The sequence below is a fragment of the Exiguobacterium sp. s6 genome (genome assembly GCF_018618155.1).
GTDB lineage: Bacteria > Bacillota > Bacilli > Exiguobacteriales > Exiguobacteriaceae > Exiguobacterium > Exiguobacterium mexicanum_A.
The window spans coordinates 52,175-71,385 of the sequence record NZ_JACSLN010000005.1 but is presented as its reverse complement, the minus strand read 5'-3'; the positions used below and the strand labels follow the sequence as shown (position 1 = coordinate 71,385).

The following is a 19,211-nucleotide window of genomic DNA, read 5'->3' as shown; positions in this document are numbered from 1 at the left end:
CATGATGTAGCGACATTCTTTTTTTATAATTCTGGAATGCGTAAGATGTCCTTAAATGTATACCAGGTTTCCTCGAGTTCTGTCTTATTAGGGATATAGATAATAAGACCATCACGCCCTCTAGTTAAATTGACGCGATATGCATTTCGTTTGATCTGGAGCGGGTCCTCAACGTTTCGTTGAAAATGAGTTCCGACCCATTGGCCATCTTTTACATAGAAGTCATTGTCCCACTGCAATATCGCGAAATCGAGCTCTAGTCCTTGCGACTGAAACTCAGTGATTGCGTAATTTAACGTTCTACAATAGAAAGGAGAAGTAGGTACGTTAAAAAATTGCGCAATTTTTGAAGGACTCTCGTATCGATCATTACGAGGTATTACTTTAATTTCTTTTTGATGATCTGCTCCACCTGCGCAAACAACACCAATCGTTTTGGTATCATCTGTATACAGATCTCGAGCAACCATTTTTGCTATGTCAAGATTTTGCGTAATGCGGAGATGGAAGCGTGACGTGTCTAAGTGTTGTCCGATTGTAGCAGCGGTTTGAAAATCTGCATCAATGATACTTTTAACAAAGCGACTATATTCGAGTGCTGCATGTGATCGTAAGGAAGTGTCTAAGTGCAGCATTTCAGATGATTGGACACAAGTAGCATGCGTAAAGAGTGCAGCATCCTGTTTACCGTGTACGATCACATGTTTATCAATCAACGCCTCATTCCATAAAGGATGGCCTCCCTCTTCTCCAGAATATATTTCTTGCCCTTCACCGACTAAGCCAATCGTGACACTCCAATTTTTGCGTTCGGTCGCAATATTCATGACAATGTCGGGCTCACTCAGGTTAGGAATAGGTATATTCTTATTTACTAACGACTGATTTACTTTATTCGTATCCCATGCGCGTTGTGCTTCATCAAAAATGATAATTTGTTCGTGTGGAGTCGATTGGCGTTTTAAGTAATCCATTTTGTAGTTATATAGACTTTGCACAAATGTACGATTTTGAAGTGTATGTTGAAGTACGTCTACAAGTGGTCCATTTCCAGATAGATAAATGGCTTCAGGGTGATCATGTGCGATTCGTAGACCTAAGTATGTTTTACCTGCACCGGGTTCTCCGGTAATCAAGACAAGATGATGCTCATTATGTGATTTTGCTTGTTCAATAATGGATTGTACAGATCTGTATACATGTTCAAAATTGCTACTATCAAGAGCTCGAACACGTGGAAGCGGTTCCTGCTTCATAATGATTTGTGCCGCTTCGATAATTGATGGAGCGGGTTGATAAGTACCCTCTAAAAACTCTTCGACACATAGAGCGGGGGAATCATTTCGTATTAATACTTTGTTGATAATTCGCTTAAACCCATGCATCGATGCGAGATAAATCTTATATTTATTATCTAATATCAAGCGTTCATCTCGGCAATTTGTAAAGAGTAAAATACCATGAACCTCGATTTCTTTATTTTGTACTGCTGAATGGTATTGTTCTAGATCTCGGACATATAAAGAGGTTTGCAGATTTTCTACATCGCCTGGGCTACATGAATTGTAGCTTTTACACTCAATCACAAATAACTGATTGTTGACGAGTAATAAAACATCCGGACGGCGACCTCCACCTCTTAAAATCTGATATTCAAAGAGGAGATATGCGTTCAGATGAGGGGTTGTTCGGAAAACAAGTTGTAATTTTTCATATGTATCAATCCAAGCCCGATGTTGGCTATCTGAAGCGTCTGGAATCGACTGATGTAAAGCTTCTAAAAATTGATGTTGATCTAGCTGTAAAAACTCCGGAATGCTTCCGTTCCATCCTACGCTCATGTTCGTTCCCTCCATACTTCTTTCATTCATTTAAAAGTATATCGCATGAATAACTCATTTCCTCTTCTTGTAAAATGATAATCATCCCCTTTCAATAACTGATAATATAGTTAAATAATGTATGGTATAGGTGCTTAGCTTGTTGAAAGATAAAAAATATAAAGCCTTACATCAATTCGATCCGATTAAACGAACGTTAAGTCAGGAGTACGAATTGATTGGAAAGCAGCATGCAGCTGAATCTATTCGGCAGTGTAGTCGAATTGTCTTAGAGCACCAGTGTGAGGAACATGTCGATCAAAAGAAAACAAGTATTCAATATTGTAAGAATCGATATTGTCCGACGTGTACTGTTCATCGTTCTCATATAATTGGTCAAGAATTGGGTCAAGCCATTGAGTGGTTACATGTACATAAGGTTCGACATGAGAATTGGATTTTCTTAACTTTGACGATTCGAAATTGTGATCATGATAAGTTAGCTAGTCAAATTGATTTAATGATGAAAAGCTGGCAACGATTTTCGCAGCGCAAAGCATTTCGCTCTGTTGTAAAAGGGTGGTTTCGAGCACTGGAAGTTACATACAATGAAAAGGAACAGACTTTTCATCCGCATTTTCATGTATTAATCAATGTACCCCCATCTTATTTTTCAGGGAAATACTATTTGTCACAATCGGTTTGGATGCGTCTGTGGAAAGAAAGTTTAGGTGTTTCATACGATCCAGTGGTAGACGTTCGACGTGTTCGTTCTCACAAGTCAGATACAAAAGACGCATTAACACGAGCGATTTTAGAAGTCTGTAAGTATCCAATGAAAGTATCCGATTTAAACAGCATCATGAAGCACCAGGTGTTTGATTCATTTGAGAAGGCCTTATTTAAGAGACGACTGATTGCGTTTGGAGGGAATTTAAAAGAATCTCTTCATCAAATTCGATTAGAACAAAAAACGACGAATGAGACGACATCTTGTCAGGTATGTGGCTCCCACTTACATCGACACATCTATGTATGGTCAGAAGAAATAGGGCAGTATCAGAATTGTTCACAACGTATCAAGGAAAGGAACGTGTGGTAATACCGCAGGCATCCTTTCCTTTTTTGTGCGTTTAAAAGATGGGCAGACAAGCTGCCCGATGAATAGAGCGAGCTCTTTTTCGCAGATCAGTATTGAGACATCGTCCACGATTTATTGACCTTCTGCCGGCTGCCGCCGGGTTAGCCTGAAATTTTATGAATACTTCTTTCGATGCTGATTCGTTAGGTCGCACAGTCCCACTAACTATTGTTTTTCGCACATCGGCTTTGTGACACCGTCTTCGAATGAAGTGATGGGTGCGGCTACCGCCACGCGTGACTGAAATTAAAAACCAAAGGAGCTAATCTTATGAATCAACTATCTGAAACGTCTACACAAATCACACGATCTATGCACGACGCATTAGAACAATTCTATCCACAAGCAGTCTACGTGCTTACACGTCGTCGTACGACGCTTCAATTACAGCCTACAAATCGCCATTTTACGTATCATCAATGGATTGATCGCGCCTTAACGGTACGCCCAAATTACGTCGGACACTATATGAACGAGGCGATCCGTCATGTTTGCCCATCGAACAGTTCGGTAACTAAAACACAGTTTACTCATTTGTTCCGAGATTACTTGAATCAGGATCAGACGATTTTTAACTATTTTTCGACTGCGGTGGTTCATCAGATGTTTGTTCAATACAAGTCTTATCTGCAGTCTCTTGTCGATAACGCTCCTCCTGTTGACTACGAAACGGTCTTTCAAGTGGTTGTTCAATACCTTGAACAACCTACTTCTACGCTTCCGCAAACAGTTCTATTCATCCCAGATTACGAAGTGTTGCTCGAGTCACCACAAACGAATCGAAACGCAATTGCGTTTGTTGAGTCATTGATTCAGTGGTATATCGCACATAATCGACCAATTTTCACGTTGTATCGCAGACAACTACGTCATCATCACCAAGGAGGTTTTACGGATTATGAAACAGTCAATCACTTTATCCAAGCACGCCGTCGAGCGATTTAAACAATGGATCGGCAATGAGTTCTCGATATATGAGATGAAGCAATTCATCTATCGAGAACTCATCGATTGGCCCATTTCCTATTCGATTAATGATCGGGACTACTACATTTTGCCCGGCGTAACGTATGTTATGTCTCAATATCGCGTTATCACGTTGTATTTAAACCAATCCACGTGACACGGAGGAAGTGGTGTCATTCATATTGATCTTTGGATTTGGCGATAACCGTTGGTACACTCCAATCAACAATACGATTAGTAATCAGAGTTACGTCTTATTTATGCACTAGATCTTGATCGAAAATCACCATTAATTCGTTTAAAAAGAAGCTGGTAATTCGAAAACAGGTTTCCAACGTATTCCACCTGATAAAGATACACTTAAGTTATACATCGTTTGTAAATATTTAATGCGCGCGTCAGTAGAAGCACCGGTTTGATTAAGTAAGGTTTCGCGTAGGGGGTAATGACTTTCGATGAAAAATTCGTTTCTTCGATGAAGCCGCTCTAAATATTCAAGAGAAGGGATGCGTGCAAATTTTCCATTATCTCCTCGGTTACAGCTTTGGCATGCTAACACTAAGTTCCAAACGCCATTCAAATTTTCTTCAAATTCGGGATTTAAAGTATGAGGATAGAAGGATTAGAACCAGAACCATTGCAATTTTCCACACTACTGGACTGTCAGAAGTGGATAGCGAACTGTTTTGAACCTCTTCTGTTTGAATTGGCTGTCTTTCACCTTTTTCTTCGGGACTTCCGATTTGATTTTGTAAGCTATCTTCAGTCTTTTCAGCTTCTTTGACGACAAATGTATAGACCCCTTCAACGGGGTGTCCATCAAAGCCGATGATATTCCAGACCACTTGATATTCTCCGGAAGTCAAAATTGAGTTCAGTTGGAGCACCATCTGGTCATCTGAGTAACTGAGGCGGCCTTCGAAATCTTGATTTGTCGAGGTGTTGGTCACTTTGATTGCTTTTCCAGCCTCTATCTCGGTGCTAAAATGAAGAACTAGGCGATCCAGAGGTTCGACGATTGATTCATTTGCGGGTGTAGAGCTTTCAAGTGTTGTATGGGCTGAAACGCCGATAGTTCCAGCTAAAAACATTGTAAGCAAGATATATGTACTAATGAGATACTTCATGTCTCAACTCCTAAATGAGATAGATTTGAAAACTAACTTTGACTTACATATTCGGAAATACTAATATATAAGTATTGTCATATTAGATTTCACTAATATAAAAATGAAGGAGAGGCAAAACTTTATGAAATCTGTTCTCGAGGATTTTGAATTGAAGGCTCGTGTCATACATGGATTTTCAAATAAAACAAGATTGCAAATTCTTGAAACGATTCGGGACGGTGAAAAGACCGTTACGCAAATCGTTGAGACGGTTGAAGGGAACCAGTCTAATGTTTCACAACATCTTGCGTGTTTGAGAGGATGCGGTTTGATTATAAAACGTGTCCAAGGCAAGTATGTTTATTACTCGCTACGAAATGAAACTGTACGTGAGCTGCTTCAGCTCTTCGAAAAATTGACGATTGAAGTTGGAAACGAACCTGCCTGTTGCGAACATCATATGGGGGAGGTGTGACATCATGAGCGACTCGTGTTGTAAGTCGAATGAGACTTCAAACCAGCTAGAGACAATAAGTCATGACAATCCATCGACGTGTTGCGGTTCTCCTGCAGATGACGTGAAACAATCAGGCGAAAAAGTGGGATGTTGTTCTACCCCTATGCAAAACGATGAAGTGCCTCGAGAAGTCGTTTCGGCATCTGATTCGACCTATGTCTATCGGGTAGAGGGGATGGACTGCCCGTCCTGTGCGGTCACACTGCAAAAAGGCATCCTTTCCTTACAGCCTCATTACGAAGACGTTTCTGTCAGTTATGGAACAGCTAGCTTGAAGATTGAAAGCTCTATCGAACCTGATTTGAGAAAATTAAAGTCGGCAGTGAGCAACCATGGATTCAATCTGATCTTACCTACCGAGGATGATCAAAAAGACACGTATATCGTCACAGGTATGGATTGTAGTAGTTGCGCGGCGACAATCGAGAAACATTTCAGCGGGTTGATAGACGTACATGACATCTCCGTTCACTTCTCTCGTGGGGAGATGGAAATCAATCATGACTTGGGTCTGGGCAAGGTTCAGACGGAGTTGCGGAAAATCGGGTTTGATGGACACCTGAAAGATGAGCCGAACACGGTAACCAAGAAATCGACCACGGGCCATCTTTTGCTGATTGCCGGGCTACTCATCGGGTCAGGGATGATTTCACAATACCTAGGCGCAAACGAGCTATTCATCAATGTGTTGTACGCCGTTGCTTTGGCTCTGAGTGGTGGCAAGGCGTTCAGGAGTGCAATCTTTGCGGTCCGCGCGAAATCTTTGGACATGAACGTACTGATGAGTGTCGCAGCGATTGGAGCCGCTTTGATTGGTGAATGGTTAGAAGGCGCGACGGTCGTATTCTTATTCGCGATTGGAAACCTTCTTCAGGCGCGCTCCTTGGATAAGACACGAGATTCGATCAAACAGCTCGTTCAACTTGCCCCGAAAGAGGCGACTGTTTTGACCGACGGAGGTCCAGTCTTGAAATCAGTCGAATCCGTTCAAGTGGGTGAACGCATCTTGGTCCGACCGGGAGATCAGTTCGCGCTTGATGGGACGGTCGTGACGGGTCAGTCGAGTGTCAATCAAGCCCCGATCACAGGCGAGTCCGTTCCTGTCGACAAATGGGCAGGTGAAAAAGTGTTTGCTGGGACGATGAACATTGACGGTGCGCTCGAGGTTTTCGTAGACAAATCATACAAGGATACGACGCTATCGACGATCATATCGATGGTGGAAGAAGCACAGGACAGGAAAGCGCCAAGCGAGGAGTTCATCGATCGCTTCTCGAAAGTCTATACGCCAATCGTCTTCGTGCTAGCATTGATCTTAATGGTGATCCCGCCACTACTTCAATTGGGTACGTGGGGAGAATGGTTTTATAAAGGATTGGAATTGATTGTCATTGCTTGTCCTTGCGCGCTTGTCATCTCGACACCGGTTGCGATTGTCACCGCAATCGGGAATGCGGCAAGAAATGGGGTATTGCTCAAAGGTGGGGTTTACCTTGAGAAGGCGGCTGGTCTCCAGGCCATCGCATTCGATAAGACGGGCACGTTGACGAGAGGAAAACCATCCGTACAAAAATTTATATCGTTAGCAAATGATCGGAATCATGTCTTGCAGATTGCCTATTCAATGGAAAATCAATCGAATCATCCACTCGCCAAGGCAATCGTTGAGTATGCGGAGAATGAGTCCATCACACCACTTCCATTCGAGACGAATCGGAACGAGGTTGGGAATGGGATTATTGGCGAGTACCAGGGTGACAAGTACTTTGTTGGGAGCGTTAAGTGGTTTGAAAAGATGGACTATGACCTGACGTCAGTACGAATTGATGTAAATAGCGCCGAGGACGGGGGAAACACCTTAGTCTTGGTTGGGAATGATGAAGGCATCTTAGGCATGTTCTTACTCAGAGACGAGGTTCGCGAGGAGAGCCAAATCGCCTTGCGCCAACTTAAAGAAAAAAGTGGAATCCAACGACTTGTGATGTTGACCGGGGACAGTCCGGGTGCAGCCGCTCACGTAGCGGAACATCTAGTGATTGATGAGGTTCATGCAGGATTGCTTCCTGAGGAAAAGGTTGATGCGGTCAAAAAATTAAAATCGAATGGTTTTCGAGTGGCCATGGTCGGTGACGGAATCAATGATGCCCCCGCATTCGTCACATCTGACCTGAGTATCGCGATGGGAGGGGCAGGAACAGACACTGCGTTAGAAACGGCCGATGTTGTCCTGATGGCGGACAACCTTGAAAAATTACCGTACACGATTGATCTGAGCAAGGCGACGATGCGGATCATCAAGCAAAACATCACGTTCTCTATTGTGGTTAAAGTGATTGCCATGCTTCTTGTATTTCCTGGATGGTTGACGCTCTGGATGGCCGTCTTGAGTGATACGGGAGCCGCAGTGCTTGTAACATTGAATGCTCTTCTGTTGATGCGTAAGCGAAGTATGAATTAATCAAAGAGGCTGGAATATAACTAACCAATTTTAAAGCTTTTTAATAAAAGGAGGGTCTAGCTACCGTTTTTTTGGTGGTCGGACCCTCTTTTATTTTAGATTTCATCGATAATAAAAATCGTTCGTTTTTTTGACAATATTTTCGTGGTTTTTTTTAGAAACGTGGCATATAATCATATTATAGAACGCTGTTCCGCATTGTGGGATAAAAAAGTTGTGATTCTATTATTTTTTTCTTACTAAATGTAACCGCATTCTTTTTTGGAGAAGTAGCCATAAACTATATAAAAGGGAGATGTAACCAGCATGGAAACTAGATATTCAACGCATCCAACGCAGGCGACCAAATTTAGCACAGAAGAATTGCGAAGCAATTATTTAGTAGAAGACTTATTTGTTTCAGGAGAAATCAAACTAGTTTATTCAATGGAAGATCGAATCATAGTAGGTGGTATTACTCCTGAGAATAAACCACTTTCTCTAAAAGGTGATGAGCACATCAAAGCTACGTATTTTCTTGAAAGAAGAGAAGTAGGGATTTTTAACGTAGGTGGCAAAGGAAAAGTTACCGTCGATGATGATTTTTACGATATGGAAAACAAAGATTGCTTATATGTTGGACTAGGGAAGAAAAAATTGTCATTTGAGAGCGAATCATCTGAAAATCCTGCGAAATATTATGTATTCTCAGCTCCCGCACATAAAGAGTTTCCAGTCCAACACGTGTCGTTTAGTGCAATCAAAGGTGATCGATTAGGAAGCGCAGAGAATGCGAATAAACGAGTCATTCGTCGATTTATTCATGCGGAAGGTATTCAAAGCTGTCAAATTGTCATGGGAATGACTCAATTAGATGCAGGAAGTGTTTGGAATTCTGTTCCCACTCATACACATGATCGAAGAACAGAAGTATATCTGTATATCGATTTAGATGATAATGCCCGTCTATTTCATTTTATGGGAGATCCGCTTGAGACTAGACATTTGATTATGAAAAATGAACAAGCCGTAATTTCACCTCCATGGTCAATTCACTGTGGCTCAGCAACTAGCAACTACGCATTTGTTTGGGGAATGGCAGGCGATAATAAGGACATTAGTGATGCGATTTCAGTCGATTTGAAGGAAATGAAATAAAAATTGAGCGACTCAAAAATTAATAGAGCAAAGGACGTGTCGAGATGATTACAGGTAAATTGACAGATTTGAAATCAAATGAAATGTTAGGTGAGAGAGTACAAAAAGTACTATCTGTTTTAAAGGAAATTGATTTTTCTGAGTATTCTCCGGGACGGCATGAGTTAGAAGACGATTCTTTCTTTTTCTTAAATGAATATCAAACGAAGGAAGCGACAGAATGCTTTTGGGAGGCTCACAAGAAATATTGTGATATCCATTTCATTTTAGAGGGTGAAGAGAAGATAGGATATGATCATATTGAATCTCAAAAAGTGACAAAAGCATATGATTCTGAAAAAGATGCCACCTTTTTTGAAGGTGATATGAATTCCATGATTATTTTAAAACCAGGTGATGTAATGATTTGTTTCCCTGAAGATTCACATATGACAGGTGTAGTTTCTCAGCATCCACAAAAGGTTCGGAAGGTTGTATTAAAAGTTCGTAATTGATTTTTTTGAAAGCGTTAACATTAACAATTTCTATCAATGATACCTCCAGTTTTCACTCAAAAAGAAAGGTGTGTAGAAATGAAAATCATGAAAACAATCCAAAAAATCCCGGGAGGATTAATGTTAGTCCCGCTGTTTCTGGGAGCGATTATCCATACGTTTGCACCAACTTCAGGCGAGTACTTTGGATCATTCACGAATGGACTAATGACGGGAACTGTGCCGATTTTAGCAGTATGGTTTTTCTGTATGGGTACGGGCATTAATATCAAGGCGACAGGAACGGTATTAAGAAAATCAGGGACACTCGTTTTAACAAAAATTGCGGTTGCGTGGATAGTTGCGATTATTGCTTCAGCATATATTCCTGTAGATGGAATTCAAACAGGTATTTTTGCAGGATTCTCCGTACTGGCCTTGATTGCAGCGATGGACATGACAAATGGTGGTTTGTATGCTTCAATTATGCAACAATACGGTACTAAAGAAGAAGCTGGCGCGTTCGTATTGATGTCGATTGAATCAGGCCCTTTGGTTACTATGCTTATACTTGGATCAACTGGTTTGGCAGCTTTTGAACCACATGTTTTTGTAGGTGCAGTGTTACCATTCCTGTTAGGATTTTTACTTGGGAATTTAGATAGTGATTTGCGAGATTTCTTTAGTAGAGCTTCACATGTGATGATTCCTTTCTTCGGATTCGCATTAGGTAACGCAATTGATTTGAAAGTAATTCTTGAAACTGGCCTCGGAGGAGTTATTTTGGGAGTGTTGGTAATCATCGTGACCGGTATTCCATTGATTCTAGCCGATAAATTTATTGGTGGGGGAAATGGGACAGCAGGTCTTGCTGCTTCAAGTACAGCAGGAGCAGCTGTTGCGAACCCTATGATCATTGCGACAATGAAGCCGGAATTTCTACCTGTCGCCCAATCAGCCACTGCTTTAGTAGCTGCATCAGTTATTGTGACTTCGATTTTAGTACCTATTCTGACAGCCTATTGGGCAAAATACATGAAAAATAAAGATAGAAATAATGATAAAAATAATAATATTGAGAAAGACCTTCAAGAAGTTTTATAATTGAGGCATTTAGCTAAATTCAAATCAAAAAATGTCTTTTGTAAAGGAGAAACATATATGAGTAAAATAATCACCATAGGCGAGCCGATGGCTCTATTTATTGCTCAAGAAGAAGGTCCTCTAGAAAACGTGACTCAATTTGAACGTTCTGTAGCTGGAGCCGAAATTAATTTTTCGATTGGTATGTCTCGTTTAGGACACCAAACCACCTATATCACAAAATTAGGGAAAGATCCATTCGGGAAGACCATTGAGAATTTTTTAGTGGAAAACTCTATTGATATTAGTTATGTCACTTATGAAGAAAATCATTTAACTGGCATGCAATGGAAACAGAAAGTTGAAAAACTTGATCCTGAAGTGTTTTCTGCACGAAAAAACTCTGCTGCATCAACAATGGACGTAGATACAATTGAGAAAATTGATTGGGATGGTGTTGAACACGTTCACGTTACGGGCATCCCCCCAGCGTTGTCTAGAGGATGTAGAAATATGGTTTTCAAATTAATGAATGAGGCAAGAAAGAGAAAAGTTCGAATTTCATTTGATCCAAACTTACGCCCCGGACTATGGAATGAAGAAAGTGAAATGGTGCAAGTGATTAATGAACTTGCTTCGTTAGCAGATATCGTTTTTCCCGGTGTGGCAGAAGGAGAGATTCTAACAGGAAGTGAAGATCTTCAAGACATCGTGGTATTTTATCATAATCTAGGTGTGGAAACAGTAGTCGTTAAATTGGGCGAAAAGGGTGCATTCACTAGTACTGAAGGAGCTCAATTTTTCACAAGTGGTTTTGCTGTCGAGCAAGTAGTTGATACTGTTGGGGCAGGTGACGGATTTGCCGTTGGTGTAGTGAGTGGTATTTTAGAGAATTTACCACTAGAAGATGCAGTACTCCGCGGGACCGCGATTGGAGCATTGGTAGTCACGTCTTCTGGAGATAACGAAGGGTTGCCTGACCGTCATGAATTACAAAAGTTTATAAGCTCACAAATGATTAACCCATCTGTTTAGTAATCTTCATTATTGATTAATAAAGGGGGACTTTTTTAGACGGCCCCCTTTATTTTCTCTTAATGAGAAGTATCTATCAAGACTCCGTATAGCCTAAATTTCTTGAAATTTCGAGGCTTGTTTTTTTCATTTCAGTAATCAGTGTAGAATTTATAACTTCCATCGTGATGCGATTACTCGGTCCTGACACACTAAAGCTAGCAACTATTTCGCCTTTGAAATTATAGATAGGGGCAGCAATACATCGAATTCCTTCCTCGTTCTCAATATTGTCGAGTGCATATTTTTGATTTTTGACTTTCGTGATTTCATCACGCAAAGCTTGTGCTGTCGTGATTGTATTGGGTGTCCGAGGAATAAAATTTATTTTTTCGATATTTTCCTCGAAAAGATCAGTTTCCATTCCAGAAAGAAGAACTTTTCCGACTGCGGTACAATACATCGGACCACGGCTTCCAATTCGAGAAAACATACGAATGATTTGATTACTTTCGATTTTATCAATGTAAATGACTTCGCCCCGATCTTCGATACACAAATGGACGGTTTCGTTTATGCTTTTAGACAATTTCTGTATGAAGGGTTTTGCGGCATTAATGATTTCGTTATTATTCAAAATGTTCCTTGATAAGAAAAGAATTTGCATCCCGAGTTTATATTGGCTTGTCTCAGGGTTTTTTGTAATGTAGTTCATACTAGATAACGTTGTTAATAATCTGTGAATCGTACTTTTCGATAGGTCTAGATGCTCAGTCAATTGAGAAATTTTGAGACCCTCAGGGTACTCTGATAGTTTGTTTAAGATAGTAAGAGCTCGTTCTAATGATTGAACGTTCGACATAGTTTTAACCTCTTTAAATTTTATATTTTATTAAATGATACGATGAGAACTTCGTTTTGTAAAACTTAATATATAAATATTGTAATCACATTAAAAGTGAGGGGAAAGTAATGAAAAAATTAAAAGTTTTGAATAATATTATTGATTGTGGCGTCGTGGCAGTTGTAAGAGCAGATTCTAGAGAGAAAGCCATTAAAATTTCAGATGCCTGTATAGCAGGTGGAATCAAGAGTATCGAGGTTACCTTTACCATTGAAAATGCAGAAACTGTCATCATGGAACTGCATAACAAGTATAAAGATGATGCCAGTGTTGTCATTGGGGCCGGAACAGTTCTCGATTCAGCTACAGCTAGAATCGCTATCCTTGCAGGCGCACAATTTATAGTAGGTCCGTGTTTTGATAAAGATACTGCAAGACTGTGCAATGTGTATCAAATTCCATATATGCCTGGATGTATGACGGTGACGGAAATGAAGTGCGCTCTCGAAGCGGGTGTAGATATCGTTAAATTATTCCCTGGAAACAATTTCGGTCCTGACTTCATTAAAGCTGTGAAAGCACCGCTTCCTCAAGTAAATATAATGCCTACAGGAGGAGTGAATTTAGAGAATGTAAAAGAATGGATCAAAAACGGATCGATAGCTGTTGGGGTAGGGGGAAATCTAGTTACACCAGCGGAAACTGACAACTATGAGTTGGTCACCGAATATGCTGAACAGTATGTTGAAAAAGTACGTGAAGCAAGAGACGAACTTAGTAAATGAATTGAAGACAAATATGTCTAGAACTAAATCAAACGGCTTGGATCCTTAACTTAAAAGGGCCCGAGCCGTTTGATTGTATTAAAGCACCTCGTCAAATGTGTGCTTTATCATAATGTAAAAGTGCAATCGTTCCAATTGATATCGGGACGATCGCACTTTATCTTTTGTATTTTGGATAGCGTAAAGTTTTACAGAACTCTTCAAATGATTGAAGAAAATTTTGGTGAACCATTTAAAGTGTAAGTTCCAACTGTCTTTTTTATGAAATGACTTAACAGTAGTTAACTCATTTCATAAATTTTAATGATCTCTTGCTTAGTAATAGGTCTTGGTCCTGTCGTAGTGTTCGGTTCGCTTCCTGGGAACATTCTTACTACGTCATCAGCCATTTTTTCAAATTGATCAGCAGGAATATTGACGTCAGCAAGTGTTAGATACGAACCAGTGGATTTTAGCCATTCGACTACTTTTACAGAAAGCATCTTAGCTGCTTTAATATCATCCTCTTCAACGACATCGAAACATCTTCTAGCTAGCTTGGCCCATCTTGAAGGCATAGTTTCTGCCATTAATTCAAGATAAGGAGGAATAATAATAGTCATACCTCTTGCATGTGGTAAATCATAAATAGCGCTCAAAGGCATTTCAATTGAATGCATTGGGATAGAACCTAAGCGACCGAGTGCTTGAAAACCAGACCAACCAAAGATAGAACACAAAGCAATTTGACCTCTTACATCCAAATCATTAGGATTCTCAATTACTTTATCAAAATTTTCTTTTAATGTTAAAATCATGCCTTCAGTTGCTCTATCTGCAAATTCTGATTCTGCTTGGCTCGACAAATAATGTTCAATTAAATGAGAAAATATATCAACACAACTATCTTTTGTGATTGATAATGGGACAGAAGTTAACAAGGCTGGATCAACTATAGCAACTTTTGGATATCTATACGGAGATCTAGAAAAACTCTTCTCATTTGTTTCTGAGTTAGTCAAAACACCACCTGCATTACACTCAGAGCCAGAAGCTGAAATTGTTGGGATTGAAATTATTGGGTATGCACCCGTGTACTCTCTAGGGACTCGATCACCTAATACTACATAATCCCACGATTTCCCACCTGAAAAACTAGTTGCTGCAATATATTTTGAACCATCGATTACGCTTCCCCCGCCTAACGCAATAACTAGGTCACAATTCTCGGCTTTAAAAGTTTCAATTGCTTTATCAATCGTTTGGGCACGTGGGTTGGGTTCGATTCCGGTAAACGTTATGAATTCAACGCCTGCCTCGTTTAAAGAAGATTCGACTTTGTCAATAATCGGATCTAAAAATCCTCCCTTCTCGTATGTAGCAATCATAGCTTTTTTCCCGTGCATTTTAGCTATCTTACCAATCTCAGAAATTCTACCTTCGCCATAAACTAATTCTGTAGGGAAATTCCAATTAAAGTTATCCATTCTAATTCTCCTTTTCCTCTTAAATTATTGTGATATTCTATATATTAAAAAGTTAACAACACCTTAGTTTAGAGTGATTTACTAATTAACATTTTTGCACTCAAATCTCATGTGTTAACTTGTTTAACCAAGATAAAGCCCAAATAGTACTTAATTTTATAAAATATTATATTTTAGAAATAAAAAAGACGGATATATTGTCTTTTTAATCAATGGTACAAGAATAAAATTAAATAGTTCCACTATGCGGAACTACGTTCCGCATTTAAATTATATCTCTTTTGCTTATTAAAATCTATACAAAGTTTGTTAATGTAATACGTTTTAAGTTTTGCAATGAATGCATTTTTTCGATCAAAAATCGGACGTGATTTGAATGATTGAATTTGAGGGGGATACATTAAAAGAGATTTTTGAGACCACTGGTGTTTTGAAGAGCACCTTTGAAAGATGAGACTTCAGATTTAAGTCAGAAGGGGAGAGGTATTCTTACAATTTTGTTCATGGAAACTTTATGCGAGAGAACTGAAGATGGCGTCGCTCGTGACTGAGTTAATGAGCTCACGTTGATGGAGGCAGTTTCCAAATATTAATTCAGTCATTATTCCGTTCTCTATCACTAGATCAATAAGTATATTGGTCATAGCGAATTAACGGATTTGAGAACAGAGACGGGCTGATGTATGACAAAAGGAAGAAAGACCTCGGGTGAGGAAGGGGATCCATTTGAGCTCACCTCGGTCTCGATACATTATCATCATAATCCCTCTCTTTAAAAAAACGAACGTTCGTTCCTGTTTTATACCCATTTCTTCTTTTTTTGAACAGCCTTTTTCGTGATTGGTTGATCCGTGCGTCCTGTTTCCGTACTCTAGCTCGCTGGTCATCGGTGCAAGGGACGTCAAAAAAATGACGCGCCCTCCGGCCCGTCTTCCTTCGCTTCAGGCTCAAAGCAAGGCTTTTCGCTCGTTGGCTACGGAAGCCAGGTCCTATGTGCGCTCTACGCATTTTTTTTGAGGCTCTCCCTCCGGTCGCCCTTGCACCGTCTCCCGACGCTCGCAACGAATCCGTCAACAGGACGCACAACGGTGTTCGTTCTGAGGACAGCTTATCCGAAAGGGGACAAACTATCATGGAACTATCCGCCATCATCGAGGTCATCCGTATCAAACAAGAGGTTCGCGAGGAAATGGTCGCCCTCGAGCACGTCATCATCCACTCTCCGGAAAGCGCCAGCCAAATCGGCGCATCATTCATCGGGGATGATGACCGTGAAGTGTTCCTTGTCATTATGCTCAACACGAAGAACCGGGTCATCGGCGTCCACCGGGCGCACGTCGGGAGCGTCAACTCGAGCGTCGTGCACCCACGGGAAGTCTTCAAATGCGCCATCTTGAACAACGCTTCGTGCCTCATCGTTTGTCATCAGCATCCGAGCGGTGACCCGACCCCGAGCCGGGAGGACATCCTCGTCTCCGAACGGTTACATGAAGCGGGGGACCTCATCGGCATCCCGGTGCTCGACCATCTCATCCTCGGTGTGGACGAGTCGTACGTCAGCATGAAACAGCGAGGTTACATGGGTTGAATGGAAAGGAGCGGGGCCGGGGGACCGGTCCTGGTCCGTCCGGCAAGGGCAAGGAGGAAAAACATACGTTTTTCTTTGACGGGTTCGGCGACTCGCGCTGCTCTCACCTGGATCCAGAATTCGGATCCGGGAAAAGGAATGTTTTCGCGTGGCGAAAACAAATGATTTGGTGAGAAGTCAAAGGCATAAAGAAATCACGTTGCTCTGTTTTTTCATAAATGTGTATTTGCGATGTTTGTATTAATGAAAAATGAGTGCTTGTTTGGTGAAAATGGTCGTTTTTCCTACGTAAGCCCTGGGCTTGTTTCAAACAAGCCCAGGGCTTATATGAAATAAGCCGAGATGTCGAGTGGTCAGATTCAAGGTATCGTTGAGCTATCAACAGGAGAGGATGATTCAAATGAATCACACATTGGACCAACAAACGATTGAAGAGATGAAAGAGGTATTGCTTAGAAGACTTCCTGAACGGATGGACATCGACCCTGAGGCATTCGAGTTGGTGAGCATGGATATCCTTTGTGAGGTGAAAGAAGGGGAACGATTGAAACAGATGACAGTCTTCTTTAATACGAACACGTTGCAAGTACATAATTGATTGTTTCAAAATGTATACATATATACTTGTAGATTTGTATACGTGTATACATTTTCATTTTTCTTGAGAGTCTTTGAACGAGGCGTGAATCACATAAGTATCGGGAATCAATCTATAAAAACTGAAAGGAATGAGACGTGATGGACGAGCGGCTACTTAATGACTATGCGTTCGATGGATTAGATCCGTTCGTCCGGACCGTGTTCTCTGAATTGATGGCGCGTCCCGATCAAGAGCGTATATCTATATGGGACATGGGTGGTGGCCGATAGAGAGGTCAGTTTCGTCGTTTCGGAGCTATCCAAGGGTATATTCGAATATGAAGTGATGCATGTCCATTGGCTCATCAAGTATCGGTTCGAGGATTGGGGAGTCTCTGAGGACGGGGCATGGGAGAAGGAATGGTGATCCGGGCTCATGCGTGAGCGTCTAACGCCTTAGGGCGAAGTCGCTCATCGCACCGCTGCCCCCTGACGGACCGATAACAAGAGCTGCTGGCTCATAAGCCGCATCTCTATGTTCCTGGCCTTTTCTAACGGGAGACACGGAGCGTAAGAGCAACGTCAAAACCAAGAGCTTGGGCGCGTCTCACGCCACGCAAGGAAAACCATTCGGTCGAATGGTGTTTTTGTTTGGTATCCGTTCAGTAAATTGTGAACGATTCGAAATTGATTAAAGAATCAGCTCAATTTAATACAATGTTCATGGTATTTTTTAATAAAATCATCATTGTATTAAAGGAGGTCTATTATGTATACGATTGACGAGGCATTTGAGATCTTATCGAAGAACAAGCTCACGACTCATAAAGAGACGGTCCGCAACTGGGTACGGAAAGGCGTGATCCAGGCAGAACCGCTCGAGTCGCGTAAAAAAGGCTATCGGATCAGTGAGGAGGCGCTCGAACAGTTCATCAAAGAACGGATGCCTGAAGGATGGGAGCTGTATCCGGAGTCAGTGACAGGGGGTTCTCGGGATGTCGTCAAGAATGAAGAAGAGGCTCTATATCACGTCGAAGTCGATGTAGAAGCGATTAAAGAGCGAGCCCGCGAGGAGATGTGGTACGAGCTTCTCGGCAAATTCGTCTTTGAGGACTACTTTGTCCTGAAGAAATCAGAAGTCAATGCTGCTGTCGAGCATATGCGGTATTCGAAAGAGTTCGGAGCCGAGGTGTGGGCACGTTGCTCGAAGTATACTTGGGGTTATGCGAGACCACGAGTCCCATACCTGCTCGGTTATTTTATGTTCGAAGGGGAGCGGATTCCCTTCAACAAAGATTTCGCGGGGAGAAATGAACAAATTATTCATGCGTTGATTGAGAAGATTCGACTTGATCGGGTGAAGGGGAAACATGGATGCATGTAGAAGGAGCCTCTCTATCCATAAGAGAAGCTCCTTTTCACTTGACCCATCTAAGAGGTCAGGTCATTTGTATCGGTTAATGCCGCTTAAGGCATGATATTTCCTTCAGCTGGGATTGGATGATCTTTCAACATCTTCGCGAAATGGTAGAGATTATATGCCAGGAAACGCCCATTCTTTTTAGTGAACGCATTTTCGCGACCGGCATCTAGATAAGAGGCTCCTGGTCCCGCCTCTCCGACCCAGTACGCGTCTACATTCGGTGGGACGGTGAAACCGATATGGGAGAGCCCATAAAGTACCGATGCGCAAGCGTGTTTGGCCCCGTCTTCGTTCCCTGTGACGACAACGCCACCGACTTTGTTGTAGTAGATGGCCTGACCGTGTTCATTTTTCAGCCCGCTTCCACCGTACAAGCGTTCAATGACTTGAGTCGCGATGCTACTTTTCTCTCCAAGCCAAAGCGGTGTGCCTATGATGAGGATGTCAGATTCTTTCACCTTTTTAAAAATCTGTGGCCATTCGTCCCCGTCCCCTTCATCCTCGGTGACACCGAATGAAACGTTGTAGTCTGCGACGCGAACGATTTCAGAATCAACCCCTAGCTTTTCGAAGTGGGGGATGATGTCTTTCATAAGACCCTCCGTATGAGAAATCGTGTCTCCACCTTTCAACGAACAGTTCAAAAATAGTGCTTTCATGTAACATTCCTCCCTCGTAATGTTTGACACGCTTCAACATTTTCACTGTTTCTTTTCATTAGAAGTCATGAAATGAGATATGTACGATGATGATGTTTGGCAGAATGAATCACAGGAACCTTCTTCGCTTTTAGAATACGCATCTCAAG

General features: G+C 41.4%; 18 protein-coding genes. 13 read left to right on the top strand and 5 right to left on the bottom strand.

Translation table 11 applies throughout. From position 1 onward, the window contains the following. Positions 1–23: 23 nt before the first annotated feature. Positions 24–1,841, bottom strand: coding sequence for a DNA/RNA helicase domain-containing protein (locus KNP75_RS14825; protein ID WP_214879272.1), 1,818 nt, complete (start codon positions 1,839–1,841; stop codon positions 24–26). 142 nt (positions 1,842–1,983) lie between these two features. On the opposite strand from KNP75_RS14825, the gene KNP75_RS14820 reads away from it, so the two are divergent. Both KNP75_RS14820 and KNP75_RS14815 read left to right on the top strand, forming a co-directional pair. Further along, positions 1,984–2,922 (top strand): protein rep, encoded by a 939-nt coding sequence (locus tag KNP75_RS14820; protein ID WP_214879274.1) that lies wholly within the window; start codon positions 1,984–1,986, stop codon positions 2,920–2,922. A 309-nt stretch (positions 2,923–3,231) separates the two neighbouring features. Next, complete coding sequence (locus KNP75_RS14815; protein ID WP_214879276.1) at positions 3,232–3,906, top strand: hypothetical protein; 675 nt, start codon at positions 3,232–3,234, stop codon at positions 3,904–3,906. A gap of 608 nt (positions 3,907–4,514) precedes the next feature. On the opposite strand, the gene KNP75_RS14810 is transcribed toward KNP75_RS14815, so the two are convergent. Beyond that, positions 4,515–5,054 (bottom strand): copper resistance CopC family protein, encoded by a 540-nt coding sequence (locus KNP75_RS14810; protein WP_214879280.1) that lies wholly within the window; start codon positions 5,052–5,054, stop codon positions 4,515–4,517. A 124-nt stretch (positions 5,055–5,178) separates the two neighbouring features. On the opposite strand from KNP75_RS14810, the gene KNP75_RS14805 reads away from it, so the two are divergent. From KNP75_RS14805 to KNP75_RS14780, 6 genes are all read left to right on the top strand, one after another. After that, entirely contained in the window at positions 5,179–5,511 is a 333-nt protein-coding gene (locus KNP75_RS14805; RefSeq protein ID WP_214879282.1) for an ArsR/SmtB family transcription factor, read from the top strand. Between the two features lie 145 nt (positions 5,512–5,656). After that, positions 5,657–8,011 carry a heavy metal translocating P-type ATPase gene (locus KNP75_RS14800; protein ID WP_215190749.1) on the top strand — a complete coding sequence of 785 codons (2,355 nt, stop codon included), beginning with the start codon at positions 5,657–5,659 and terminating at the stop codon, positions 8,009–8,011. Positions 8,012–8,317: 306 nt separating this feature from the next. After that, complete coding sequence (kduI, locus tag KNP75_RS14795) at positions 8,318–9,148, top strand: 5-dehydro-4-deoxy-D-glucuronate isomerase (protein WP_214879285.1); 831 nt, start codon at positions 8,318–8,320, stop codon at positions 9,146–9,148. 44 nt (positions 9,149–9,192) lie between these two features. Then, the gene (locus KNP75_RS14790; RefSeq protein WP_214879288.1) at positions 9,193–9,642 is read left to right on the top strand and encodes a NanQ anomerase/TabA/YiaL family protein; all 450 of its coding nucleotides are present in this window, start codon (positions 9,193–9,195) and stop codon (positions 9,640–9,642) included. A 78-nt stretch (positions 9,643–9,720) separates the two neighbouring features. Further along, positions 9,721–10,725: a 2-keto-3-deoxygluconate transporter gene (gene kdgT, locus KNP75_RS14785; protein ID WP_214699739.1), complete on the top strand. Its 1,005-nt coding sequence runs from the start codon at positions 9,721–9,723 to the stop codon at positions 10,723–10,725. A gap of 57 nt (positions 10,726–10,782) precedes the next feature. After that, a complete protein-coding gene (locus KNP75_RS14780) occupies positions 10,783–11,739 on the top strand; it encodes a sugar kinase (protein ID WP_214879290.1) in 957 nt (318 codons plus the stop codon). Positions 11,740–11,815: 76 nt separating this feature from the next. Here the strand turns inward: KNP75_RS14780 and KNP75_RS14775 are convergent, their stop codons facing one another. After that, positions 11,816–12,580, bottom strand: coding sequence for an IclR family transcriptional regulator (locus KNP75_RS14775; RefSeq protein WP_214879292.1), 765 nt, complete (start codon positions 12,578–12,580; stop codon positions 11,816–11,818). Positions 12,581–12,690: 110 nt separating this feature from the next. Here KNP75_RS14775 and KNP75_RS14770 point away from each other — a divergent pair, with 110 nt between their 5' ends. Next, positions 12,691–13,347, top strand: coding sequence for a bifunctional 4-hydroxy-2-oxoglutarate aldolase/2-dehydro-3-deoxy-phosphogluconate aldolase (locus tag KNP75_RS14770; protein ID WP_214879294.1), 657 nt, complete (start codon positions 12,691–12,693; stop codon positions 13,345–13,347). 281 nt (positions 13,348–13,628) lie between these two features. On the opposite strand, the gene KNP75_RS14765 is transcribed toward KNP75_RS14770, so the two are convergent. Next, positions 13,629–14,813, bottom strand: coding sequence for an iron-containing alcohol dehydrogenase (locus KNP75_RS14765; RefSeq protein ID WP_214879296.1), 1,185 nt, complete (start codon positions 14,811–14,813; stop codon positions 13,629–13,631). Positions 14,814–15,945: 1,132 nt separating this feature from the next. On the opposite strand from KNP75_RS14765, the gene KNP75_RS14760 reads away from it, so the two are divergent. The 4 genes from KNP75_RS14760 to KNP75_RS14750 all read left to right on the top strand — a co-directional run bounded on the left by KNP75_RS14760 (position 15,946) and on the right by KNP75_RS14750 (position 18,364). Next, positions 15,946–16,401, top strand: coding sequence for a JAB domain-containing protein (locus tag KNP75_RS14760; RefSeq protein WP_214879298.1), 456 nt, complete (start codon positions 15,946–15,948; stop codon positions 16,399–16,401). Between the two features lie 400 nt (positions 16,402–16,801). Beyond that, complete coding sequence (locus KNP75_RS14755; RefSeq protein ID WP_214704260.1) at positions 16,802–16,999, top strand: hypothetical protein; 198 nt, start codon at positions 16,802–16,804, stop codon at positions 16,997–16,999. A 140-nt stretch (positions 17,000–17,139) separates the two neighbouring features. Continuing rightward, complete coding sequence (locus KNP75_RS15775) at positions 17,140–17,271, top strand: hypothetical protein (protein ID WP_285800850.1); 132 nt, start codon at positions 17,140–17,142, stop codon at positions 17,269–17,271. Positions 17,272–17,749: 478 nt separating this feature from the next. Further along, positions 17,750–18,364 carry a helix-turn-helix domain-containing protein gene (locus KNP75_RS14750; protein WP_214879300.1) on the top strand — a complete coding sequence of 205 codons (615 nt, stop codon included), beginning with the start codon at positions 17,750–17,752 and terminating at the stop codon, positions 18,362–18,364. An 83-nt stretch (positions 18,365–18,447) separates the two neighbouring features. Here the strand turns inward: KNP75_RS14750 and KNP75_RS14745 are convergent, their stop codons facing one another. Beyond that, a complete protein-coding gene (locus KNP75_RS14745) occupies positions 18,448–19,062 on the bottom strand; it encodes a flavodoxin family protein (RefSeq protein WP_214879302.1) in 615 nt (204 codons plus the stop codon). Positions 19,063–19,211: the final 149 nt, after the last annotated feature.